The sequence below is a fragment of the Pseudomonas sp. Xaverov 83 genome, from assembly GCF_019352905.1.
GTDB classification, from domain to species: domain Bacteria; phylum Pseudomonadota; class Gammaproteobacteria; order Pseudomonadales; family Pseudomonadaceae; genus Aquipseudomonas; species Aquipseudomonas yamanorum.
The window spans coordinates 1-21,380 of record NZ_JAAAFU010000049.1 but is presented as its reverse complement, the minus strand read 5'-3'; the positions used below and the strand labels follow the sequence as shown (position 1 = coordinate 21,380).

The 21,380-nt window shown below is 59.4% G+C and carries 18 protein-coding genes; 13 read left to right on the top strand and 5 right to left on the bottom strand.

The window, feature by feature from the left end; genetic code table 11:
- Nucleotides 1-2: 2 nt before the first annotated feature.
- Both lolA and K0H47_RS15570 read right to left on the bottom strand, forming a co-directional pair.
- The gene (lolA, locus tag K0H47_RS15575) at nt 3-626 is read right to left on the bottom strand and encodes an outer membrane lipoprotein chaperone LolA (RefSeq protein WP_026078226.1); all 624 of its coding nucleotides are present in this window, start codon (nt 624-626) and stop codon (nt 3-5) included.
- Nucleotides 627-683: 57 nt separating this feature from the next.
- A complete protein-coding gene (locus tag K0H47_RS15570) occupies nt 684-3,092 on the bottom strand; it encodes a DNA translocase FtsK (RefSeq protein ID WP_063031405.1) in 2,409 nt (802 codons plus the stop codon).
- Nucleotides 3,093-3,579: 487 nt separating this feature from the next.
- Between K0H47_RS15570 and aat the strand changes: the two genes are divergently transcribed.
- From aat to infA, 3 genes are all read left to right on the top strand, one after another.
- On the top strand, nt 3,580-4,260 hold the full coding sequence (gene aat / locus K0H47_RS15565; protein WP_076016782.1) for a leucyl/phenylalanyl-tRNA--protein transferase: 681 nt from the start codon (nt 3,580-3,582) through the stop codon (nt 4,258-4,260).
- 55 nt (nt 4,261-4,315) lie between these two features.
- Entirely contained in the window at nt 4,316-5,023 is a 708-nt protein-coding gene (locus K0H47_RS15560; RefSeq protein ID WP_017479517.1) for an arginyltransferase, read from the top strand.
- A 100-nt stretch (nt 5,024-5,123) separates the two neighbouring features.
- Complete coding sequence (gene infA, locus K0H47_RS15555) at nt 5,124-5,342, top strand: translation initiation factor IF-1 (RefSeq protein ID WP_002553999.1); 219 nt, start codon at nt 5,124-5,126, stop codon at nt 5,340-5,342.
- Nucleotides 5,343-5,578: 236 nt separating this feature from the next.
- Here the strand turns inward: infA and clpA are convergent, their stop codons facing one another.
- Nucleotides 5,579-7,849 carry an ATP-dependent Clp protease ATP-binding subunit ClpA gene (gene clpA, locus K0H47_RS15550; protein WP_010172706.1) on the bottom strand — a complete coding sequence of 757 codons (2,271 nt, stop codon included), beginning with the start codon at nt 7,847-7,849 and terminating at the stop codon, nt 5,579-5,581.
- 29 nt (nt 7,850-7,878) lie between these two features.
- Nucleotides 7,879-8,247, bottom strand: coding sequence for an ATP-dependent Clp protease adapter ClpS (clpS, locus tag K0H47_RS15545; protein ID WP_003219604.1), 369 nt, complete (start codon nt 8,245-8,247; stop codon nt 7,879-7,881).
- A 218-nt stretch (nt 8,248-8,465) separates the two neighbouring features.
- Here clpS and cspD point away from each other — a divergent pair, with 218 nt between their 5' ends.
- The gene (cspD, locus tag K0H47_RS15540) at nt 8,466-8,732 is read left to right on the top strand and encodes a cold shock domain-containing protein CspD (protein WP_063031411.1); all 267 of its coding nucleotides are present in this window, start codon (nt 8,466-8,468) and stop codon (nt 8,730-8,732) included.
- A gap of 71 nt (nt 8,733-8,803) precedes the next feature.
- On the opposite strand, the gene icd is transcribed toward cspD, so the two are convergent.
- Nucleotides 8,804-10,060 carry an NADP-dependent isocitrate dehydrogenase gene (gene icd, locus K0H47_RS15535; protein WP_003219599.1) on the bottom strand — a complete coding sequence of 419 codons (1,257 nt, stop codon included), beginning with the start codon at nt 10,058-10,060 and terminating at the stop codon, nt 8,804-8,806.
- Nucleotides 10,061-10,554: 494 nt separating this feature from the next.
- Here icd and K0H47_RS15530 point away from each other — a divergent pair, with 494 nt between their 5' ends.
- The 9 genes from K0H47_RS15530 to aceA all read left to right on the top strand — a co-directional run bounded on the left by K0H47_RS15530 (nt 10,555) and on the right by aceA (nt 21,199).
- Nucleotides 10,555-12,780, top strand: a complete 2,226-nt coding sequence (locus K0H47_RS15530) for an NADP-dependent isocitrate dehydrogenase (RefSeq protein ID WP_219273153.1) — start codon at nt 10,555-10,557, stop codon at nt 12,778-12,780.
- Between the two features lie 228 nt (nt 12,781-13,008).
- Nucleotides 13,009-13,455, top strand: a complete 447-nt coding sequence (locus K0H47_RS15525; RefSeq protein WP_177026322.1) for an NUDIX hydrolase — start codon at nt 13,009-13,011, stop codon at nt 13,453-13,455.
- Between the two features lie 59 nt (nt 13,456-13,514).
- Complete coding sequence (gene mnmA / locus K0H47_RS15520; protein ID WP_003219588.1) at nt 13,515-14,639, top strand: tRNA 2-thiouridine(34) synthase MnmA; 1,125 nt, start codon at nt 13,515-13,517, stop codon at nt 14,637-14,639.
- Nucleotides 14,636-15,259, top strand: coding sequence for a high frequency lysogenization protein HflD (gene hflD, locus K0H47_RS15515; RefSeq protein ID WP_010172715.1), 624 nt, complete (start codon nt 14,636-14,638; stop codon nt 15,257-15,259). Before mnmA ends, hflD begins: the two co-directional genes overlap by 4 nt.
- Before the next feature lie 124 nt (nt 15,260-15,383).
- Nucleotides 15,384-16,754, top strand: a complete 1,371-nt coding sequence (purB, locus tag K0H47_RS15510; RefSeq protein WP_017479511.1) for an adenylosuccinate lyase — start codon at nt 15,384-15,386, stop codon at nt 16,752-16,754.
- Nucleotides 16,755-16,838: 84 nt separating this feature from the next.
- Entirely contained in the window at nt 16,839-18,005 is a 1,167-nt protein-coding gene (locus tag K0H47_RS15505; protein WP_093198701.1) for a cupin domain-containing protein, read from the top strand.
- A complete protein-coding gene (locus tag K0H47_RS15500) occupies nt 17,998-18,420 on the top strand; it encodes a GNAT family N-acetyltransferase (RefSeq protein ID WP_219273151.1) in 423 nt (140 codons plus the stop codon). Before K0H47_RS15505 ends, K0H47_RS15500 begins: the two co-directional genes overlap by 8 nt.
- A 221-nt stretch (nt 18,421-18,641) precedes the next feature.
- Nucleotides 18,642-19,379, top strand: coding sequence for a secretin N-terminal domain-containing protein (locus K0H47_RS15495; RefSeq protein ID WP_219273149.1), 738 nt, complete (start codon nt 18,642-18,644; stop codon nt 19,377-19,379).
- Nucleotides 19,380-19,873: 494 nt separating this feature from the next.
- On the top strand, nt 19,874-21,199 hold the full coding sequence (gene aceA, locus K0H47_RS15490; RefSeq protein WP_003219577.1) for an isocitrate lyase: 1,326 nt from the start codon (nt 19,874-19,876) through the stop codon (nt 21,197-21,199).
- Nucleotides 21,200-21,380: the final 181 nt, after the last annotated feature.

The following is a 21,380-nucleotide window of genomic DNA, read 5'->3' as shown; positions in this document are numbered from 1 at the left end:
GTTTATTCCTGGATCACGTCGGCACCCTTCGGGATGTCGAACTTGAACTTGGACGCGGCCACCGGCTCGTTGGCCTTGACCCCGGTGAACAGGATGTTGGTGCGTTGGCCAACGCTGTCCACCAGTTGCATGTCGTTGATCACACCGTTGCGGAACGACAGGCGCAGGCTGTCGAACAGCGTGTCCTTGGATTTCGGCTTCAGCGTGAAGTCGATGACGTTGCTGGCCTGCTTGGAGGTGATATCAAAACTCTGGCTGATCTGCGACACATCGCCCGACAGCAGCAACGCCGGGGTCTGGCTCAGGCGCGGATCGAGCTTCTTGATGGTCGCCTGTTCCAGGTCCGGGTCCCACAGAGTGACTTTCTGGCCGTCGGAAACGATGGTCTGCTCGTTTGGCGCGTCGGTTTTCCAGTAGAACAGTCCAGGACGCTGCACGGCCATTTCGCCGGCGGTTTCCTGCAATTGAGTTCCGCCACCGTCCAGGGTCAACTGGGAGAAGCGCGCGCTCAGGGTCTTGGATTTGTCCAGCAGGTTGGTCAGGCTCGCAACGGAAGCCGGATCAGCGTGAGCCGAAACAGCAGTCAGGGCCAATGCAGGCAACAACAGCATGCGGATAAGACGCATGGGAGTCCTCTTAGATTCGTTTGCAAGGCGTGCCGCGTGTTGCCACGCGGCACGTAATCAGTCACGCATCTGCGCTGGCGCAATCACTTCGCGCGAGCCGTTGGTGTTCATCGAGGTGACCACGCCGGCCATTTCCATGGCTTCGATCATGCGGGCAGCGCGGTTGTAGCCAATCTTCAGCTTGCGCTGTACGGCGGAGATCGAGGCGCGGCGGCTTTCAAGGACGAACTGCACCGCTTCGTCGTAGAGCGCATCGGTCTCGGCATCATCGTCGCCACCGCTGCTGCCACCGTCGAAGCCGCTGCCGGCCTCTTCGACGCCCGCAAGGATGTCGTCGTTGTATTCCGGGGCGCCGCGCAGCTTCCAGGCCTCCACCACACGGTGCACTTCATCGTCGGAGACGAAGGCGCCGTGAACGCGGATCGGCAGACTGGTGCCCGGTGGCATGTAGAGCATGTCACCGTGGCCCAGCAGTTGCTCGGCGCCGCCCTGGTCGATGATGGTACGGGAGTCGATCTTGCTCGATACCTGGAACGCCATGCGGGTCGGGATGTTGGCCTTGATCAGGCCGGTGATCACGTCCACCGACGGACGCTGGGTCGCCAGGATCAAGTGGATACCGGCGGCCCGCGCCTTCTGGGCGATACGGGCGATCAGCTCTTCGACCTTCTTGCCGACGATCATCATCATGTCGGCAAATTCGTCGACTACCACCACGATGGTCGGCAGCTTGGTCAACAGCGGCGCTTCGTCGTGAATGCTTTCGCGCTTGTACAGCGGGTCGGTCAGCGGCGTGCCGGCGTCCTGGGCTTCCTTGACCTTGGCGTTGAAGCCCGACAGGTTACGTACGCCCATCTTCGCCATCAGCTTGTAGCGGCGCTCCATCTCGGCGACGCTCCAGCGCAGGGCGTTGGCGGCGTCCTTCATGTCGGTCACTACCGGGCACAGCAGGTGCGGAATGCCTTCGTAGATCGACAGCTCGAGCATTTTCGGGTCGATCATGATCAGCTTGGCGTCTTCCGGGCCAGACTTGAACAGGATCGACAGGATCATCGCGTTCACACCCACCGACTTACCGGAACCGGTGGTACCGGCGACCAGCAAGTGCGGCATTTTAGCCAGGTCGGTGATCACCGGCTTCCCGCCGATGTCGTGGCCCAGGGCCAATGTCACCGGCGATTTGAAGTTGTCGTATTCCGGGGTCGACAGCACTTCAGAGAAGCGCACGATCTGCCGGTCTTCGTTGGGAATCTCAATACCGACGGTGGTCTTGCCCGGAATCACTTCCACCACCCGCACGCTGGTCACGGCCAGCGAACGCGCCAGATCCTTGGCCAGGTTGGAAATGCGGCTGACCTTCACGCCGGCAGCCGGCTGGATTTCGTAGCGGGTAATCACAGGGCCCGGGTGGATCGAATCCACCGAGACTTCGACGCCGAATTCCTTGAGCTTGATTTCCAGCAGATGGCCGACGGCCGCCAGAGATTCAGGGGAATAGTTGAGCTGCTTCTTTTCCGCCGGGTCGAGAATCGAGATCGGCGGCAAGGTGCCTTCCACGGCGCTGTCGACAAACAACGGCGCCTGTTTCTCTTTCTGCACGCGATGGCTTGGCTCGGGCGCCTTCGGCGGCGCAGGCGCGATCACCGGCGGTACCTGCTTCTCGCGGTCCGACATGTGTTTGGTCAGCGCCTGCTCGCGTTCGATCAGGCGCTCCTTGACCTTGGCTTGCTCACGCCGGTCCGGCGTGCTCGGGGCCACCACCTCATTGACGCGGGTATCGACCTCACGCAGTTGCGCAACCATGCGCTTGCGGTCGACCCGGGCCGACCACCAGCGATTGGCGGCGCCCTGGAACAGTTCGAGCAGGTCGAGGGTGATCTTGCCGGTCACGTCCATGACCTTGAACCACGACAGGTCGGTAAACACGGTGAGGCCGAACAGGAACAACGCGATAAACATCAGGGTGCTGCCCTGGATGTTCAGGGTCCTGCGGGCCAGGTCGCCGAGGCTTTCGCCCAGTGCGCCGCCAGCACCGGCCGGCAAGCCGGTAGGTGCGTGGAAATGGATATGGGCCAGGGCCGCGCCCGACAGCACCAGGAACACCAGGCCGATCAGACGCCAGGAGAACAGCCAGCCGCTCCACTGCCAAGGTTCATGACGTTGGCGGAAGATCTGCCAGGTCTTGATGGCCAGCAACAACGGAAAGATATAGGCGAAATAACCCAGCACCATGAACAGGATATCGGCGCTGTAGGAGCCGGCAGGACCACCGAAGTTCTGCACGTCTTCGATCTTGCTGTTGTGGCTCCAGCCTGGATCGTCCTTGCCATAGGTGAGCAAGGCCATCATCAGGAACAGGCACAGGGCGCCGATGGCGATCAGTGCACCTTCCTTGAGTCGATAGTGCAGGTGCTGGCGCCAGGCGGGCACGACTGCGGCTTTAGGTGTTGCGGCGGATTTCTTCAAAACGGGTCTATTCCTGCGCCTTTAGCGCGTCCATCTGTTGAATGACTGCAAAATACTGCTCAATCCGAGCAGGTAAAAAATGAACGAGTGCCAGTGAAGCTACTTTTAACACTCTGCAACTGATTCATGAAACGGCGATAACGCCTGAATGGCCGCATTGTACGGGTTTGTGTGCGCTATGCCACGCACTTGGACCTACGTTACACAGCATAGCCAATCTTCGGTTTCATAACGTTCAATTTGAGCATGCATTGTCTTTGCTGACAAAGGCTTATGAGCTGTTTTTGCCAATCCAGGCTAGCTTGCCGACCGACGTACGCGATTACGACCACGCCCCCGGCATAGAGTTGCAGAAACACCCGTTCATGCTTATCTGCACCGATCCCATGTTCGGGGTAGCCCCAGAGCGTTTCGTCGACAATAATCACAGCTCTTGCAACGGGCAACATCGCCGTTACCGCCCTCCCCTTCCGTAAGCCTGGATGCCATGCTGACCTGGTTACAACGCAACACCCTGACGTTTCCACCGCTGGCCAAGGCCATGCGCGAACCCAATGGCCTGCTCGCCGCCGGTGGCGACCTGTCGGCCGACCGCTTGATCCAGGCCTATCGCCACGGCTGCTTTCCGTGGTTCTCGGAGGGCCAGCCCATCCTGTGGTGGTCGCCCGACCCGCGCACCGTGCTGTTCCCCGACGAGCTGCATGTTTCCCGCAGCCTCGGCAAACTGTTGCGCCAGCAGCGTTACACGGTGACCTTCGATCAGGATTTCGCCGCCGTCATCCAGGCTTGCGCAGCGCCACGCAGCTATGCCGATGGCACCTGGATCACCGAAGCCATGCAGAGCGCCTACCTGCAATTGCACCAGCGCGGCTATGCGCACTCGGTGGAGGTCTGGGACGAAGGCGAACTGGTTGGCGGCCTGTACGGCCTGGCGATGGGCCAGTTGTTTTTCGGCGAGTCCATGTTCAGTCGCGCCGACAACGCCTCGAAATTCGGCTTTGCGACCCTGGTCAGGCAATTGCAGGCATGGGGCTTTGTGCTGATCGACTGCCAGATGCCCACCGACCACCTGCACAGCCTCGGCGCCCGCGCCATTCCCCGCAGCGACTTTGCCAACTACCTGCGCGACCATTTGGACCAAACCAGCTCTGCGCCATGGGTTTCCTAGGCGACTTTCCCGCACCTGGCTTACACTTATTTCAAAGCTTATCCGAGGGTTGATCATGACCGAGCTGGCGCGTTTGAAGTTTTATGCCACTCAACCCCACTCTTGCAGCTATCTGCCCGATGAGCAGGCCACCACGCTGTTCCTCGACCCCAGCCAGCCGATGGACGTGCATGTGTATGCCGATTTGTCGGAAATGGGCTTCCGGCGCAGCGGCGACCACCTCTACCGGCCACACTGCCAGAACTGCAACGCCTGCGTACCGGCGCGTATCCCGGTGGCGCAGTTCCTGCCGGACCGTAATCAGAAACGCATCCTCAAGCGCAATGCCGACCTGACCGTCACCGCTGCCAAACCGGGCTTCAGTGAAGAATATTTCGACCTCTACCAACGCTACATCGAACAGCGCCATGCCGACGGCGACATGTTCCCACCCAGTCGCGACCAGTTTTCCACCTTCCTGGTGCGCGACCTGCCCTTCTCGCGTTTCTACGAGTTTCGCCTTGAAGGGCGCCTGGTCGCCGTAGCCGTCACCGACCTGCTGCCCAATGGCCTGTCGGCGGTCTACACCTTTTATGAGCCCGCCGAAGAGCGTCGCAGCCTGGGACGCTTTGCGATCCTGTGGCAAATCGGCGAAGCCTTGCGCATGGAATTGGAGGCGGTGTACCTCGGATACTGGATAAAAAACTGCAAAAAGATGAACTACAAGACCCAATATCGGCCCATTGAGCTGTTAATTAACCAAAGATGGGTCACCTTGAACTAGAACCTCTTGGCTTAAACACCCTTTTTCGGGCACAATGCACGCCGCTTTTGCCTGGCGCAGTTGCACCGGGCCATTCACTGGATACCGAGGGCTTTACTGCATGTCGAAAGAAGACAGCTTCGAAATGGAAGGCACTGTCGTCGACACCCTGCCCAACACCATGTTTCGTGTGGAGTTGGAAAATGGGCACGTCGTAACCGCGCATATCTCCGGCAAGATGCGCAAGAATTACATCCGTATTCTTACCGGTGACAAAGTGCGCGTCGAACTGACGCCCTATGACCTGAGCAAAGGGCGCATCACTTACCGCGCCCGTTAATCAAGTCAATACAAGACGCCCGGTTATGCCGGGCGTTTTTGTGCGCGCGCGATTTACCTGAAACCAGAAATCCCTTGTGGGAGCGGGCTTGCTCGCGAATGCGGCGTGTCAGTGACTGATTGTGTCGACTGGCACACCGCATTCGCGAGCAAGCCCGCTCCCACATTTGATCTCCATCGGTTTCAAGACAGCAAAAAGGCGCCTCTCGGCGCCTTTTTGTTTTGTTGCGTCAGCTATCAGGCCATTTCAGCCGTGGTCTCGAAGTCGAAGGTCAGCTCGCCGTCCTTCAGGTCGATATGCACCACGCCACCGTGGTCTGCCAGTTCGCCGAACAGGATCTCTTCCGCCAGTGGGCGCTTGATCTTGTCCTGGATCAGGCGAGCCATTGGCCGAGCGCCCATTGCCGCGTCGTAGCCACCTTCCGCCAGCCAGTTGCGCGCCGCGTCCGTAACCTCCAACTGCACGCGCTTGTCTTCCAACTGCGCCTGAAGCTCGGTGAGGAACTTGTCCACCACACTTTTGATGACCTCATGACTGAGGCGACCAAACTGGATAATGGTGTCCAGGCGGTTGCGGAATTCCGGCGTGAAGCTCTTCTTGATCACTTCCATGGCGTCGGAAGAGTGATCCTGATGAGTAAAGCCAATGGAAGCCCGCGCGGCCGTTTCGGCACCGGCGTTGGTGGTCATGATCACGATCACGTTGCGGAAGTCCGCCTTGCGCCCGTTGTTGTCGGTCAGGGTGCCGTGGTCCATCACCTGCAACAGCAGGTTGAAGACTTCCGGGTGCGCCTTCTCGATTTCATCGAGCAGCAGAACGCAATGCGGCTGCTTGGTGATCGCCTCGGTCAACAGGCCGCCCTGGTCGAAGCCGACATAGCCCGGAGGCGCACCGATCAGGCGCGACACAGTGTGACGCTCCATGTACTCGGACATGTCGAAACGCACCAGCTCAATACCCATGGCCTTGGCCAACTGCCGCGCCGCTTCGGTCTTGCCGACACCGGTAGGCCCGGCGAACAGGAACGAACCGACCGGTTTGTCCGGCGACTTGAGGCCCGCACGGGACAGCTTGATCGCGGTGGACAGCGAGTCGATGGCCGCATCCTGACCAAACACCGTCAGCTTGAGGTCGCGCTCCAGGTTACGCAGCAGCTCCCGGTCGGACGTGTTGACGTGTTTTGGCGGAATCCGCGCGATCTTCGCCACGATGTCCTCGACCTGAGGCACGTCGATGCGCTTCACACGCTTCTCCACCGGCTGCAGGCGCTGGTAGGCACCCGCCTCGTCGATCACGTCGATGGCTTTGTCCGGCATGTGCCGGTCATTGATGTAACGCGACGCCAACTCGGCGGCTGCACGCAGCGCTTCATCGGTGTACTCGATACCGTGGTGTGCTTCGAAACGCCCCTTGAGCCCGCGCAGGATGCCGATGGTGTCTTCAACCGAAGGCTCGGACACGTCGACTTTCTGGAAGCGGCGCGCCAGGGCGCGATCTTTCTCGAAGATCCCGCGGAATTCCTGGAACGTGGTCGAGCCGATGCAACGGATATCGCCCGAAGACAGCAGCGGCTTGAGCAGGTTCGAAGCGTCCATCACGCCACCGGAAGCTGCACCGGCACCGATGATGGTATGGATTTCGTCAATGAACAGGATCGCCTGCGGGCGTTTTTTCAGCTCGCCGAGCAACGCCTTGAAGCGCTTCTCGAAGTCGCCACGGTACTTGGTCCCGGCGAGTAACGCGCCCAGGTCAAGGGAGTAGACGACGCTGTTGGCCAGCAGGTCTGGCACCTGGTTATCAACAATGCGCTTGGCCAGGCCTTCGGCAATCGCGGTTTTACCCACGCCCGCCTCACCCACCAACAGCGGGTTGTTTTTGCGACGACGCGCCAGGATCTGCGCCACGCGCTCAACTTCCAGCTCACGCCCTACCAGCGGATCGATCCGCCCTTGGCGCGCCAGTTCGTTGAGGTTGCTGGCATAAGCATCCAGCGGGTTGCTCGAAGAAGAAGACTCACCGCCCTCGTCATCCTGCATATCCTGCTCACCTTCTGAGTGATCGCCATGCCCTGGCACTTTGGAAATGCCATGGGCGATGTAGTTGACGACATCAATACGGGCAACGCTTTGCTGCTTGAGCAGGAATACGGCCTGGCTTTCCTGCTCGCTGAAGATCGCCACGAGCACGTTGGCCCCTGTGACTTCGCGCTTGCCGGAGCTCTGTACGTGGAAAACGGCACGCTGCAGTACCCGCTGGAAGCCCAGGGTTGGCTGGGTCTCGCGGTCCTCGTCATGAACGGGGATCAACGGCGTGGTGGAGTCGATAAACTCCTGCAGGTCATGCTTGAGTTTGTCGAGATTGGCACCACACGCACGCAGTACGGTGGCGGCAGCTTCGTTATCCAAAAGTGCCAGCAGCAGGTGCTCGACGGTCATGAACTCATGACGCTTCGAACGGGCCTCCTTGAAGGCAAGATTGAGGGTGACTTCGAGCTCGCGGTTTAACATAGCTTCACCTCATACCCAAGTGGTCGGAGTTAACCGTCCTTCTCGATTTCACAGAGTAGCGGATGCTGGCTTTCCCTGGCGTACTGGTTGACCTGCATGGCCTTTGTCTCGGCGATGTCGCGGGTAAACACTCCACATACTGCCCGTCCTTCTGTGTGAACGGCCAGCATTACCTTGGTCGCCAACTCGCGGTTCAGGTTAAAAAACACCTCGAGCACTTCGACGACGAAATCCATCGGTGTGTAGTCATCATTAAACAAAACCACCTTGTACATCGGCGGCGCCTGTAAAGCAGGCTTGGCCTCCTGAACAGCAATGCCTGCAGAACCGTCGTCGTCTTCTTGATGATCCGGGCGATCCTGATTGAATGTTAGTCGAATCTGGCTGATTGCATGCATGGAAAGAAAGGTTCGTCAGTGGTTCAAATACAGTGGTGGGGGCGACCTGTCAGATTTTCAACTCTGACCGACTGGTCGCCTTGACTATCGGCAAATCAGTGTTACAACCAATAGAACCCACAGTGGGTAAAAAAGGTCCGCGCAGTCAACCTTATTTATTCGGGTTAGGACGGATAAACTGGATGATACTCCAGTGATGGAGTCTGGTGCAGAGGGATATGGGCATGGCGAGCGGTAAGGTCAAGTGGTTCAACAATGCCAAGGGTTACGGCTTCATCAACGAAGACGGCAAGACTGACGACCTATTTGCGCATTACTCCGCTATCCAAATGGATGGCTACAAGACACTGAAGGCAGGGCAATCGGTTTCCTTCGATATCATTCAGGGACCCAAAGGCTTGCATGCGGTGAATATCGGCGCTCCAGTCAGCGCCAGCACAACTATAGAAGACGTCGCTCAAAAATCACAAAAACAGCCGGCCTGATCAGCCGCTGAGCAACCGCTCAAAAAAAACCGGCCATCAACAGGCCGGTTTTTTTATGCCTGCTTATAAGCCTACATATGCGAAATCAGCGCATCCCCGAACGCTGACGACGACAGCAACTTGGCGCCGTCCATCAAGCGATGGAAGTCATAGGTCACCGTCTTGGCCGAAATTGCGCCATTGGTGCCCTTGATGATCAGGTCGGCCGCTTCGGTCCAACCCATGTGACGCAGCATCATTTCCGCCGACAGGATCAGCGAACCCGGGTTGACCTGGTCCTTGCCGGCATACTTCGGCGCGGTACCGTGGGTGGCTTCGAACATGGCCACGGTATCGGACAGGTTGGCGCCCGGCGCAATACCGATACCGCCCACTTCCGCCGCCAGGGCGTCGGACAGGTAGTCACCGTTAAGGTTAAGCGTAGCGATCACATCATATTCCGCCGGGCGCAGCAGGATCTGCTGGAGCATGGCGTCGGCAATGGCGTCCTTGACCACCACATTCTTGCCGGTGCGCGGGTTCTTGAATTGCATCCACGGCCCGCCATCCAGCAGGGTCGCGCCGAATTCTTCAGCCGCCACTTCGTAGGCCCATTCCTTGAAGGCACCTTCGGTGAACTTCATGATGTTGCCTTTGTGCACGATGGTCAGCGAGTCGCGATCGTTATCCACGACATACTGCAAGGCCTTGCGCGCCAGGCGCTTGGTGCCTTCCAGGGACACCGGCTTGATGCCGATCCCGCAGTTCTGGTCGAAACGGATCTTGGTAACGCCCATCTCTTCTTTCAGGAACTTGATGACCTTGATCGCTTCCGGGGAGCCGGCCTTCCACTCGATACCGGCGTAAATGTCCTCGGAGTTCTCGCGGAAGATGGTCATGTCCACATCGCCGGGCTTCTTGACCGGGCTTGGCACGCCTTCGAACCAGCGCACCGGGCGCAGACACACATAAAGGTCGAGCTGTTGGCGCAGGGCCACGTTCAGCGAACGGATGCCGCCACCGACCGGGGTGGTCAGCGGGCCCTTGATGGAAACCACGTAGTCCTTGACCGCATCCAGGGTTTCCTGGGGCAGCCAGGTGTCCTGGTCGTAAACCTGAGTGGCCTTTTCGCCGGCATAAACCTCCATCCAGGAGATCTTGCGCTTGCCGCCATAAGCCTTGTTAACAGCTGCATCGACAACCTTGATCATCACCGGGCTGATGTCGACGCCAATACCGTCACCCTCAATAAAAGGAATGATCGGGTTGTCAGGAACATTGAGAGAATGGTCTGCATTGACGGTGATTTTGTCGCCGACTGCCGGAACCTGAATCTTCTTGTATCCCATGCTGAACTCCATCTATGGATTGAACATCTGGCTGCGTTCGAGCCTACTCCAGATAAATGAGGACTGAAACCTCAGGCCCTGCACATTTGCGTCGAAAACAGCACATTTAGTGGCCTACAAGCTTGAAAGCAAAGGGAAAAGCGCCAATCTTGAGCACGTCATGCGACTTTAGGCGCAGCCCGCTGCCTGCGACCTTTAGACCAATGGACGACACACCTTTTGTATGAAGGCTCGGCGTAAGCATAGCGACCTATGTATAATGCCGCCGCTGACCAAAGAGTCACGACGGCCGACCGCTCTAGACAGACGCCCTCCGCCAGAAAAGCCGAGCTACTACAGTAGCTCACCCGCTTGACGCTCGACTGATGCAACCCAACATCACCGCGAAGAAACTTCGACATTTCGCTCATGGATGACTTTGAACGAACGCGCTTTACCCGGCGCATCTCGAGTTTCTGCGCATGCTTTCAGCAAAGAAGAGAGTTAATCCGAATATGCCCACCCGCTCGAAGATCATCTACACCTTCACCGACGAAGCACCAGCCCTCGCCACCTATTCACTGCTGCCTATCGTAGAGGCCTTCACCGCTTCCGCTGATATTGCCGTGGAAACCCGCGACATTTCCCTGGCCGCGCGCATCCTCGCAAGCTTCCCCGAGCAACTGGGCGCCAAGGCCGTGCCGGACCACCTCGCCGAATTGGGCGACCTGGCCGTAACCCCTGAAGCCAACATCATCAAGCTGCCGAACATCAGCGCCTCGACCCCTCAGCTGCAGGCTGCCATCAAGGAACTGCAAGCCCAGGGCTTCGACCTGCCGGACTACCCGGAAACCGTAACCACCGACGCGGAAAAAGAAACCCGTGCACGTTACGACAAGGTCAAGGGCAGCGCCGTGAACCCGGTACTGCGCGAAGGCAACTCCGACCGCCGCGCACCGCTGTCGGTCAAGAACTACGCACGCAAGCACCCGCACAAAATGGGCGCCTGGGCTGCCGACTCCAAGTCCCACGTTGCCCACATGAGCAACGGCGACTTCTACGGCAGCGAGAAAGCCGTACAGATCGAAGGCGCTGATGCCGTCAAGATCGAACTGATCGCCAAAGACGGTACCGCTACCGTCCTGAAAGAAAAAACCAGCGTACAAGCTGGCGAGATCATCGACAGCGCCGTGCTGAGCAAGAAAGCCCTGCGCAGCTTCATCGCCGCTGAAATCGAAGACGCCAAGAAACAAGGCGTACTGCTGTCGGTTCACCTGAAAGCCACCATGATGAAGGTCTCCGACCCGATCATGTTCGGCCAGATCGTGGCCGAGTTCTATAAAGACGCACTGGCCAAGCACGCTGTGGTGCTGGAGCAGATCGGCTTCAACCTGAACAACGGCATCGGCGACCTGTACGCTCGCATCAAGGCCCTGCCGGCCGATCAGCAAGCGCAGATCGAAGCTGACATCCAGGCGGTGTACGCCGCTCGCCCTTCCCTGGCGATGGTCAACTCCGACAAAGGCATCACCAACCTGCACGTGCCGAGCGACGTCATCGTCGACGCCTCGATGCCTGCCATGATCCGTGACTCCGGCAAGATGTGGGGCACCGACGGCCAGCTGCACGACACCAAGGCTGTGATCCCGGATCGCTGCTACGCCACTATCTACCAGGCGGTGATCGAAGACTGCAAGGCGAACGGCGCCTTCGACCCAACCACCATGGGCAGCGTGCCAAACGTTGGTCTGATGGCGAAGAAAGCCGAAGAGTACGGCTCCCACGACAAGACCTTCCAGATCAAGGCTGACGGCGTAGTCCGCGTCACCGACAGCAAGGGCAACCTGCTGATGGAACAGGCTGTTGAAGCCGGCGATATCTTCCGCATGTGCCAAACCAAAGACGCGCCGATCCAGGATTGGGTCAAACTGGCCGTCAACCGTGCCCGCGCCAGCAACACCCCGGCCATTTTCTGGCTGGACCCACAGCGCGCGCACGACGGCGTCGTGGTCGAGAAAGTTCAGGCTTACCTGAAAGACCACAACACCGAAGGCCTGGACATCCGCATCATGTCGCCGGTCGACGCGATGAAGTTCACCCTGGAGCGCACCCGCAAGGGCCTGGACACCATCTCGGTGACCGGCAACGTATTGCGCGACTACCTGACTGACCTGTTCCCGATCATGGAACTGGGCACCAGCGCCAAGATGCTGTCGATCGTGCCACTGATGAACGGTGGCGGCCTGTTCGAAACCGGCGCCGGCGGTTCGGCTCCGAAGCACGTACAGCAACTGGTTGAAGAAAACTTCCTGCGCTGGGATTCCCTGGGCGAGTTCCTGGCCCTGGCCGCGTCCCTCGAGCATTTGGGTGTGAACTACAACAACCCGAAAGCCCTGGTGCTGTCCAAGACCCTGGACCAGGCCACCGGCCAGTTCCTCGACAACAACAAGTCGCCATCGCGTAAAGTCGGCAACATCGACAACCGCGGCAGCCACTTCTACCTGGCGCTGTACTGGGCTCAAGCCCTGGCCGCCCAGACCGAAGACACTGCACTGCAAGCGCAGTTTGGCGAACTGGCCAAGACCCTGACCGCGAACGAAGCAACCATTGTTGCCGAGCTCAACGCCGTTCAGGGCAAGCCAGTGGACATCGGTGGCTACTACGCACCGAACGCCGAGCTGACCAGCAAGGCCATGCGCCCAAGCGCCACCCTCAACGCGGCAATCGCTGCGCTGGTGTAAGGTTGTAAGGATGCAAAGAAGCCCCGGCCCTGTGCCGGGGTTTCTGTTTATGGACATGGCGCTTTTATTGAAGAAACCCAATCAAAAAGTGGGAGCGGGCTTGCTCGCGAAAGCGGTGGGTCAGTCAATATCTCTTTAACTGACACGCCCAATTCGCGAGCAAGCCCGCTCCCACACTGAATGCAATCGCACCTGAACACAGCGTTACACCTTGAATCGAGGCACTTTATGACCTGGCTACCTCACATCACCGTCGCCACCATCGTCGAAGACAACGGCCGCTTCCTGATGGTCGAAGAGCTCAAGGGCGGCCGCGCCGTGCTGAACCAGCCCGCCGGCCACCTCGACCCGAATGAAACCCTGACCGAGGCCGCCGTGCGCGAAACCCTCGAAGAAACCGGCTGGGACGTCGAAGCCACCGGGATTGTCGGGATTTACCTGTACACCGCTCCCAGCAATGGCGTGACCTATCAGCGCGTGTGCTTCACCGCCAAGGCCCTGAAACATCACCCGGACTACCCACTGGACGACGGTATCGTGCGCGCTCGCTGGCTGACTCGCGATGAATTGATAACTCTGCGCGAAGACTGGCGCAGCGAGCTGATTATCCGCTGTATCGACGATTATCTGGCCGGCCAACGCCACAGCCTCGAATTGATCCGCCCTTCTCTTTAGCCTTGCAGACGCGAGCCTGCTAGAATCGCGTCCTTTTTAAAGACACCCGTTGAAATCCTATGCGTGATCCAGCCCCTTCTGACACACAAAAGAAGCGCGTCATCGTCGGTATGTCCGGCGGCGTGGATTCTTCCGTTTCCGCCGTTCTGCTCATGGAGCAGGGTTATGAGGTGGAAGGCCTGTTCATGAAGAACTGGGAAGAAGACGATGGAACGGAATATTGCACCGCCATGGACGACCTGGCGGATGCCCAGGCCGTCTGTGACAAAATCGGTATCAAGCTGCACACCGCCAACTTCGCCGCCGAGTACTGGGACAACGTGTTCGAGCACTTCCTGGCCGAATACAAGGCCGGTCGCACGCCGAACCCGGACATCCTGTGTAACCGCGAGATCAAGTTCAAAGCGTTCCTCGACTACGCGATGATCCTTGGCGCCGACCTGATCGCTACTGGCCACTACGTGCGCCGTCGTGACATCGATGGCCGCACCGAACTGCTCAAGGGCCTGGACGCCAACAAGGACCAGAGCTACTTCCTGCACGCCGTCGGCGGCGAACAGATCGCCAAGACCCTGTTCCCGGTGGGCGAGCTGGAAAAGCCCGAAGTGCGCGCCATTGCCGAGAAACACGGCCTGGCCACCGCCAAGAAGAAGGATTCCACCGGGATCTGCTTTATCGGCGAGCGCCGTTTCAGCGACTTCCTCAAGCAATACCTGCCAGCGCAACCGGGCGAGATCAAGACCACCGAAGGCGAGATCATCGGCCGTCACCACGGCCTGATGTACCACACCATCGGCCAGCGCCAGGGCCTGGGCATCGGCGGTTTGAAAGACGCCGGCGAAGAGCCGTGGTACGTGCTGGTCAAGGACCTGGAGCACAACGAACTGATCGTGGGCCAGGGCAATGACCACCCATGGCTGTTCTCCCGCGCCCTGCTCGCTTCGGACATCTATTGGGTCAACCCGGTGGACCTCAGCAGCCCGCGCCGCCTGACCGCCAAAGTGCGCTATCGCCAGAGCGACCAGCCCTGCACTCTGGAAAAAACCGCCACCGGCTATCGCGCCACCTTCGACGACCCGCAGCGCGCCGTAACGCCGGGCCAATCGGTAGTGTTCTACGACGGAGAGATTTGCCTGGGGGGCGGCGTGATCGAAGTTGCCGAACCCTGGAGCAGCCAGGCATGAGCCCGACCCAGGAGCAATTGACGGCACTGGGCGGCGTGTTTCTCGCCGCGGTGCTGGTGGACAAGATCGCCAAGACCGGCCAGGTCACTGAGGCAGGCCTGACCTGCATGCTCGGCAGCCTGCTGATCCGCGACCCCAAGGACACCCTGGAAGTGTACGGCGGCGACGACCTGGCCCTGCGTGAAGGTTATCGCGCACTGGTCGGCGCCCTCGAGCGCGACCCGAGCACCTTGCAGCGCGAGCCACTGCGCTACGCCCTGTCGATGCTCGGACTGGAGCGCCAATTGGCCAAGCGTGATGATTTGCTGGAAACCATCGGCAAGCGCCTGCCGCAGATTCAGTCCCAAGTCGAACACTTCGGCCCGGCCCACGAAAACGTGATCGCCGCCTGTGGCGCACTGTATCAGGACACCCTGAGCACCTTGCGCCAGCGGATCCAGGTGCACGGCGACATGCGCAACCTGCAACAACCGAACAACGCCTCGAAAATCCGTGCCCTGCTGCTGGCCGGTATTCGTTCGGCGCGGTTGTGGCGCCAGTTGGGCGGTCATCGCTGGCAGTTGGTCATCAGCCGTCGCAAATTGCTGAAAGAGCTTTACCCGTTGATGCGCAACGAATAAGTCGCAGCAACCGATTTTTTTATAGCTCCACGCGTAATACGCCGGTCAGTTGGCAACGGACCGGCGGATTTTTTCATGTATGATACGCGCCCCATTTCGTTGCCCGACTGTCCGAGAACACCCCATGCAGCTTTCTTCGCTCACTGCGGTTTCCCCTGTTGACGGCCGCTACGCCGGCAAAACCCAGGCCCTGCGCCCTATTTTCAGCGAATACGGCTTGATCCGTGCTCGTGTTCTGGTTGAAGTGCGCTGGCTCCAGCGCCTGGCCGCTCACCCTGGCATCAGCGAAGTGCCGGCGTTCTCCGCCGAAGCCAACGCTGTGCTGAACGCCCTGGCGGAAAACTTCGCTCTGGAGCACGCCGAGCGTGTCAAAGAGATCGAGCGCACCACCAACCACGACGTTAAAGCCATCGAGTACCTGCTCAAAGAACAAGCGGCCAAGCTGCCGGAACTGGCCAAGGTCAGCGAGTTCATCCACTTTGCCTGCACCAGCGAGGACATCAACAACCTGTCCCACGCTCTGATGCTGCGCGAAGGCCGTGATGACGTCATGCTGCCACTGATGCGCCAGACTGCCGACGCTATCCGCGAGCTGGCCATCCGTTTCGCCGACGTACCGATGCTGTCGCGCACCCACGGCCAGCCGGCTTCGCCGACCACTTTGGGCAAAGAACTGGCAAACGTGGTGTACCGCCTGGAGCGCCAGATCGCTCAAGTGGCCGCCGTGCCACTGCTGGGCAAGATCAACGGCGCCGTAGGCAACTACAACGCCCACCTGTCGGCCTACCCTGAGATCGACTGGGAAGAAAACGCCCGCGCCTTCATCGAAGACGAGCTCGGCCTGGGTTTCAACCCGTACACCACGCAAATCGAACCCCACGACTATATCGCCGAGCTGTTCGACGCGATTGCGCGCTTCAACACCATCCTGATCGACTTTGATCGCGATATCTGGGGTTACATCTCCCTGGGCTACTTCAAGCAGCGCACCATTGCCGGTGAAATCGGTTCGTCGACCATGCCGCACAAGGTCAACCCGATCGACTTCGAAAACTCCGAAGGCAACCTTGGGATCGCTAACGCCCTGTTCCAGCACCTGGCCAGCAAGTTGCCGATCTCCCGCTGGCAGCGCGACCTGACCGACTCCACCGTACTGCGCAACCTCGGTGTGGGCTTTGCCCACAGCGTGATCGCGTACGAAGCCAGCCTCAAAGGCATCAGCAAACTGGAGCTCAACGCGCAGAAGATCGCCGCTGACCTGGACGCTTGCTGGGAAGTCCTGGCCGAGCCGATCCAGACCGTGATGCGCCGCTACAACATCGAAAACCCGTACGAGAAGCTCAAAGAGCTGACCCGCGGCAAGGGCATCACCTCTGAAGCGCTGCAAACTTTCATCGACGGCCTGGACATGCCAGCCGCCGCCAAGGCTGAGCTGAAACTGCTCACCCCGGCTAACTACATCGGCAACGCTGTGGCCCAAGCCAAACGCATCTGATAGAAGCTTGACCCTTTGAGACGCCCGGCAGCGCCGGGCGTTTTTATTCCCGTCTGAAAAGTGCTTTTTTTCAATAGGTTACACATGAATCCTGATATTCCTCTTCAACTTCTGGGCGGCATCACGGCACGGGAATTCCTGCGCGACTACTGGCAGAAAAAACCGCTGCTGATCCGCCAGGCCATTCCTGACTTCGAAAGCCCGATCGACGCCGACGAACTGGCCGGCCTGGCGCTGGAAGAAGAAGTCGAGTCGCGCCTGATCATCGAACACGGCGAACGTCCGTGGGAGCTGCGTCGCGGCCCGTTCGCCGAAGATGCCTTCAGCACCTTGCCCGAGCGTGAATGGACCTTGCTGGTGCAGGCCGTCGACCAGTTTGTGCCGGAAGTAGCCGAGTTGCTGGAGAACTTCCGTTTTCTGCCAAGCTGGCGCATCGACGATGTGATGATCAGTTACGCCGCCCCGGGTGGCAGCGTGGGCCCGCACTTCGACAACTACGACGTGTTCCTGCTGCAAGGTTCCGGCAAGCGCAACTGGAAGATCGGCCAGATGTGCAACTCCGAAAGCCCGCTGCTGCAGCACGCCGACCTGCGCATCCTCGCCGAATTCGAAGAAACCGCCGAATGGGTGCTGGAACCGGGCGACATGCTCTACCTGCCGCCACGCCTGGCCCACTGCGGTGTTGCCGTGGATGATTGCATGACCTACTCCGTAGGCTTCCGCGCCCCGAGCGCGGCTGAAGTGCTGACCCACTTCACCGACTTCCTCAGCCAGTACCTGACTGACGAAGAGCGCTACACCGACGCCGACGCCCAGCCGGTCAGCGATCCGCACCAGATCCAGGCCGACGCGCTTGATCGCCTGAAGAGCCTGCTGGCCGAGCACATGAGCGACGAGCGCATGCTGCTGACCTGGTTCGGCCAGTTCATGACCGAGCCGCGCTACCCGGAGCTGGTCGCCGGCCCGGAAGTGGAAGAAGAAGACCTGCTGGGCAGCCTGCAAGACGGCGCCGTGCTGATCCGCAACCCAAGCGCACGCCTGGCCTGGTCCGAAGTGGACGACGACCTGCTGCTGTTCGCCAGCGGCCAGAGCCGCCTGTTGCCGGGCAAGCTGCGGGAACTGCTGAAGCTGGTGTGCGCCGCCGACGCATTGCACATCGACAATCTCGGCCCATGGCTGGCGGACGAAGATGCCTGCGCCCTGCTGTGGGAACTGGTCAAGCAAGGGAGCCTGGGGTTTGCCGATGAATAGAATTCACGTAAGTGTCGCGGACTGGCAAAAGGATATCGCCGAGATACGGCGCATTCGTGAAGCGGTATTTATCGCTGAACAATCGGTTCCACCGGAGCTGGAATGGGATGCTGACGACGCGGGTGCCGTGCATTTCCTGGCGTTCGAAGGCGACTTCCCCATCGGCACCGCCCGCCTGCTGCCTACCGGTGAGATCGGGCGTGTGTCGGTCCTCAAGGACTGGCGCGGCCTGAAGGTCGGCGACAAGCTGATGGAAGCCGTGATCGGCGAGGCCGAGAAACGCGGCCAGACCCGGCAGATCCTCAGTGCACAGGTCCACGCAGCGCCGTTTTATGAGCGCCTGGGCTTCAAGATTGTCAGCGATGAATTCCTGGAAGTCGGGATTCCTCACGTTGATATGGTGCGCGAGGGCTGATCCGAGACCGAGTCGCACCCTTCGCGAGCAAGCCCGCTCCCACACTTGGAATGCGTTCTGCTGTGGGAGCTGGCTTGCCTGCGATAGCGGTATCAGCAACACCTCAAAAGGCCCTGCCATCCACCGATGCCAGGGCCTTTTGCCGTCTAGGATTCAACTTGCACCCCGCCAGGCCGACAAACTGGCACTATCAAGCCTAATGACTCGCAGAGATAACGGACATGTCCCTACGCACCCTGCTCACTACTTTGCTCCTGGCCACCAGCTTCTCGGTGATGGCCGCCACCGAAGTCGTGCCCCTGAGCAACCGCACCAGCGCTGACCTGTTGCCCGTCGCGCAGAACTTTATCGGCAAGGACGGCACCGTCAGCGCCTACGGCAACCAACTGATCGTGAATGCAGAACCCGACAAGATCCAGGGCCTGCGCGCCTTGCTTGCGCAACTGGATACACCTTCCAAGCGCCTGCTGATCACCGTCGACACCAACGAGAACAACCAGCAAAGCAACGGCAACAATCAAACTCAGGTCATCACCTACAGCACCGAGAGCCGTGACGGCGGGATCCAGCAGATCCAGGCCAGCGAAGGCGTGCCCGCGTTGATCCAGGTCGGCCAGAGCGTGCCGCTCACCACCACCCAGCCTGATGCCTACGGCCGCCCGCAGAACCAGACGCAGTATCGCAACGTGACCCAGGGCTTCTACGTCACCGCCAGCGTCACCGGAGAGACCGTTCACCTGAGCATCAGTACCAATCGTGACCGCATGAGCCAAGAACGTCCCGATGTAGTGAACGTGCAAAGTACCGACACAACCGTCAGCGGACGCTTGGGCGAGTGGATCACTCTGGCCGGGATCAACCGCCAGACCCAGGCCGAAAAAAGCACTATAACCCGCAGCTACTCTACTCAAGGGCGCGATGACCTGACATTGCGGGTCAAAGTCGAGACCCTGAACTGAAGCACCAAAAACTGACTGGCGAGTCGTATTAGACTAAAAATGTAGTGCTTTAAAAAAAGCACTACAAAACATTTGACGATCCAAAAAAGCATGGGCATGATGGCCTCGCTCCCGCTAATCAGGGGCCCTGGCAAGGGCCTTCGGATCGTCGCTCTAAGCTACCCACCTGAGCCGATTCGTGTCTGTACCGCCCACAAGGTGTGTTTGACGAGGTTGCGACTGGAACGAAGTTGTCCCGAGGGACGGAAGCTAACCAGGTAACCCGGCAACACACTGATGGATCGTACAAAGGCCCACGACGCCCGAAGACTGTTCGCAGTTCGCCCTTACCTGCTCAACTCCCCCTCTCGCCACTCGTTCATCCCGTCGCCTTCCCCGCCAAGCCTGACTTGACCGCCTAAGCTTCTGGTCAGCGAGCAGCCATAACCACGCAGTGATTACGTGGCTGGCAAATGGAATTTTCCACCTAGACCTATGCGACGAGGTTTTCCCCCATGGCACTGACACGCGAACAGCAAATTGCAGCCCTTGAAAAAGACTGGGCTGAAAACCCACGCTGGAAAGGCGTGACCCGCGCTTATTCCGCTGCTGACGTCGTCCGCCTGCGTGGCTCGGTTCAACCTGAGCACACCTTTGCAAAACTCGGCGCCGAGAAGCTGTGGAAGCTGGTCACCCAAGGTGCAAAGCCGTCCTTCCGTCCCGAAAAAGATTTCGTCAACTGCATGGGCGCCCTTACTGGCGGCCAAGCAGTTCAACAGGTAAAAGCCGGTATCCAGGCGATCTACCTGTCCGGCTGGCAAGTGGCAGCGGACAACAACTCCGCTGAATCCATGTACCCCGACCAATCGCTGTACCCGGTGGACTCCGTGCCAACCGTGGTCAAGCGCATCAACAACTCGTTCCGCCGCGCCGACCAGATCCAGTGGAAAGCCGGTAAAGGCCCGGGCGACGAAGGCTACATCGACTACTTCGCACCGATTGTTGCAGACGCTGAAGCCGGTTTCGGCGGCGTACTGAACGCTTACGAGCTGATGAAGAGCATGATCGAGGCGGGTGCTGCCGGCGTTCACTTCGAAGACCAGCTTGCATCAGTGAAGAAATGCGGCCACATGGGCGGCAAGGTACTGGTTCCAACCCAGGAAGCTGTTCAAAAGCTGACGGCTGCTCGTCTGGCTGCTGACGTTGCTGGCACTCCGACCATTATCCTGGCCCGTACCGATGCCAACGCGGCAGACTTGCTGACCTCGGATTGCGACCCGTACGACCAGCCGTTCGTGACTGGCGAGCGTACCCAGGAAGGCTTCTATAAAGTGCGCGCCGGTCTCGACCAGGCGATCGCTCGCGGTCTGGCCTACGCGCCGTACGCCGACCTGATCTGGTGCGAAACTGCCAAGCCGGACCTGGACGAAGCTCGTCGCTTTGCCGAAGCCATCAAGAAGGAATACCCGGACCAACTGCTGTCCTACAACTGCTCGCCTTCTTTCAACTGGAAGAAGAACCTGGACGACGCGACCATCGCCAAGTTCCAGCGTGAGCTGTCTGCCATGGGCTACAAGCACCAATTCATCACCCTGGCCGGCATTCACAACATGTGGCACAGCATGTTCAACCTGGCGCATGACTACGCCCGCAATGACATGACTGCCTACGTGAAGCTGCAGGAGCAGGAGTTCGCTGATGCTGCCAAGGGTTACACCTTTGTGGCGCACCAGCAGGAAGTGGGCACTGGCTATTTCGACGACATGACCACCGTGATCCAGGGCGGCACCTCGTCCGTGACTGCGCTGACCGGTTCGACCGAAGAAGAGCAGTTCCACTAAGTACTGAGTACACGGCCACTGCGGCCCCAAGGAAGACCTAACCGCAGTGCCGCATGATCTGACGCCCCGACTGGTTCGGGGCGTTTTTTTTGCGTCTCTGAAATGGGGTGTATATCCGTTATTTGGGTGATGGCCTCTATTGGTTCCGCTCTTACAGCGGCTCACTTTTGAAAAGCGCAAA

Bases quoted from the DNA above. Each gene is read 5' to 3' on its own strand.
- lolA (WP_026078226.1), bottom strand. From the start codon at position 626: ATGCGTCTTATCCGCATGCTGTTGTTGCCTGCATTGGCCCTGACTGCT.
- aat (WP_076016782.1), top strand. From the start codon at position 3,580: ATGCTGACCTGGTTACAACGCAACACCCTGACGTTTCCACCGCTGGCC.
- K0H47_RS15560 (WP_017479517.1), top strand. From the start codon at position 4,316: ATGACCGAGCTGGCGCGTTTGAAGTTTTATGCCACTCAACCCCACTCT.
- infA (WP_002553999.1), top strand. From the start codon at position 5,124: ATGTCGAAAGAAGACAGCTTCGAAATGGAAGGCACTGTCGTCGACACC.
- clpA (WP_010172706.1), bottom strand. From the start codon at position 7,849: ATGTTAAACCGCGAGCTCGAAGTCACCCTCAATCTTGCCTTCAAGGAG.
- clpS (WP_003219604.1), bottom strand. From the start codon at position 8,247: ATGCATGCAATCAGCCAGATTCGACTAACATTCAATCAGGATCGCCCG.
- cspD (WP_063031411.1), top strand. From the start codon at position 8,466: ATGGGCATGGCGAGCGGTAAGGTCAAGTGGTTCAACAATGCCAAGGGT.
- icd (WP_003219599.1), bottom strand. From the start codon at position 10,060: ATGGGATACAAGAAGATTCAGGTTCCGGCAGTCGGCGACAAAATCACC.
- K0H47_RS15530 (WP_219273153.1), top strand. From the start codon at position 10,555: ATGCCCACCCGCTCGAAGATCATCTACACCTTCACCGACGAAGCACCA.
- K0H47_RS15525 (WP_177026322.1), top strand. From the start codon at position 13,009: ATGACCTGGCTACCTCACATCACCGTCGCCACCATCGTCGAAGACAAC.
- mnmA (WP_003219588.1), top strand. From the start codon at position 13,515: ATGCGTGATCCAGCCCCTTCTGACACACAAAAGAAGCGCGTCATCGTC.
- hflD (WP_010172715.1), top strand. From the start codon at position 14,636: ATGAGCCCGACCCAGGAGCAATTGACGGCACTGGGCGGCGTGTTTCTC.
- purB (WP_017479511.1), top strand. From the start codon at position 15,384: ATGCAGCTTTCTTCGCTCACTGCGGTTTCCCCTGTTGACGGCCGCTAC.
- K0H47_RS15505 (WP_093198701.1), top strand. From the start codon at position 16,839: ATGAATCCTGATATTCCTCTTCAACTTCTGGGCGGCATCACGGCACGG.
- K0H47_RS15500 (WP_219273151.1), top strand. From the start codon at position 17,998: ATGAATAGAATTCACGTAAGTGTCGCGGACTGGCAAAAGGATATCGCC.
- K0H47_RS15495 (WP_219273149.1), top strand. From the start codon at position 18,642: ATGTCCCTACGCACCCTGCTCACTACTTTGCTCCTGGCCACCAGCTTC.
- aceA (WP_003219577.1), top strand. From the start codon at position 19,874: ATGGCACTGACACGCGAACAGCAAATTGCAGCCCTTGAAAAAGACTGG.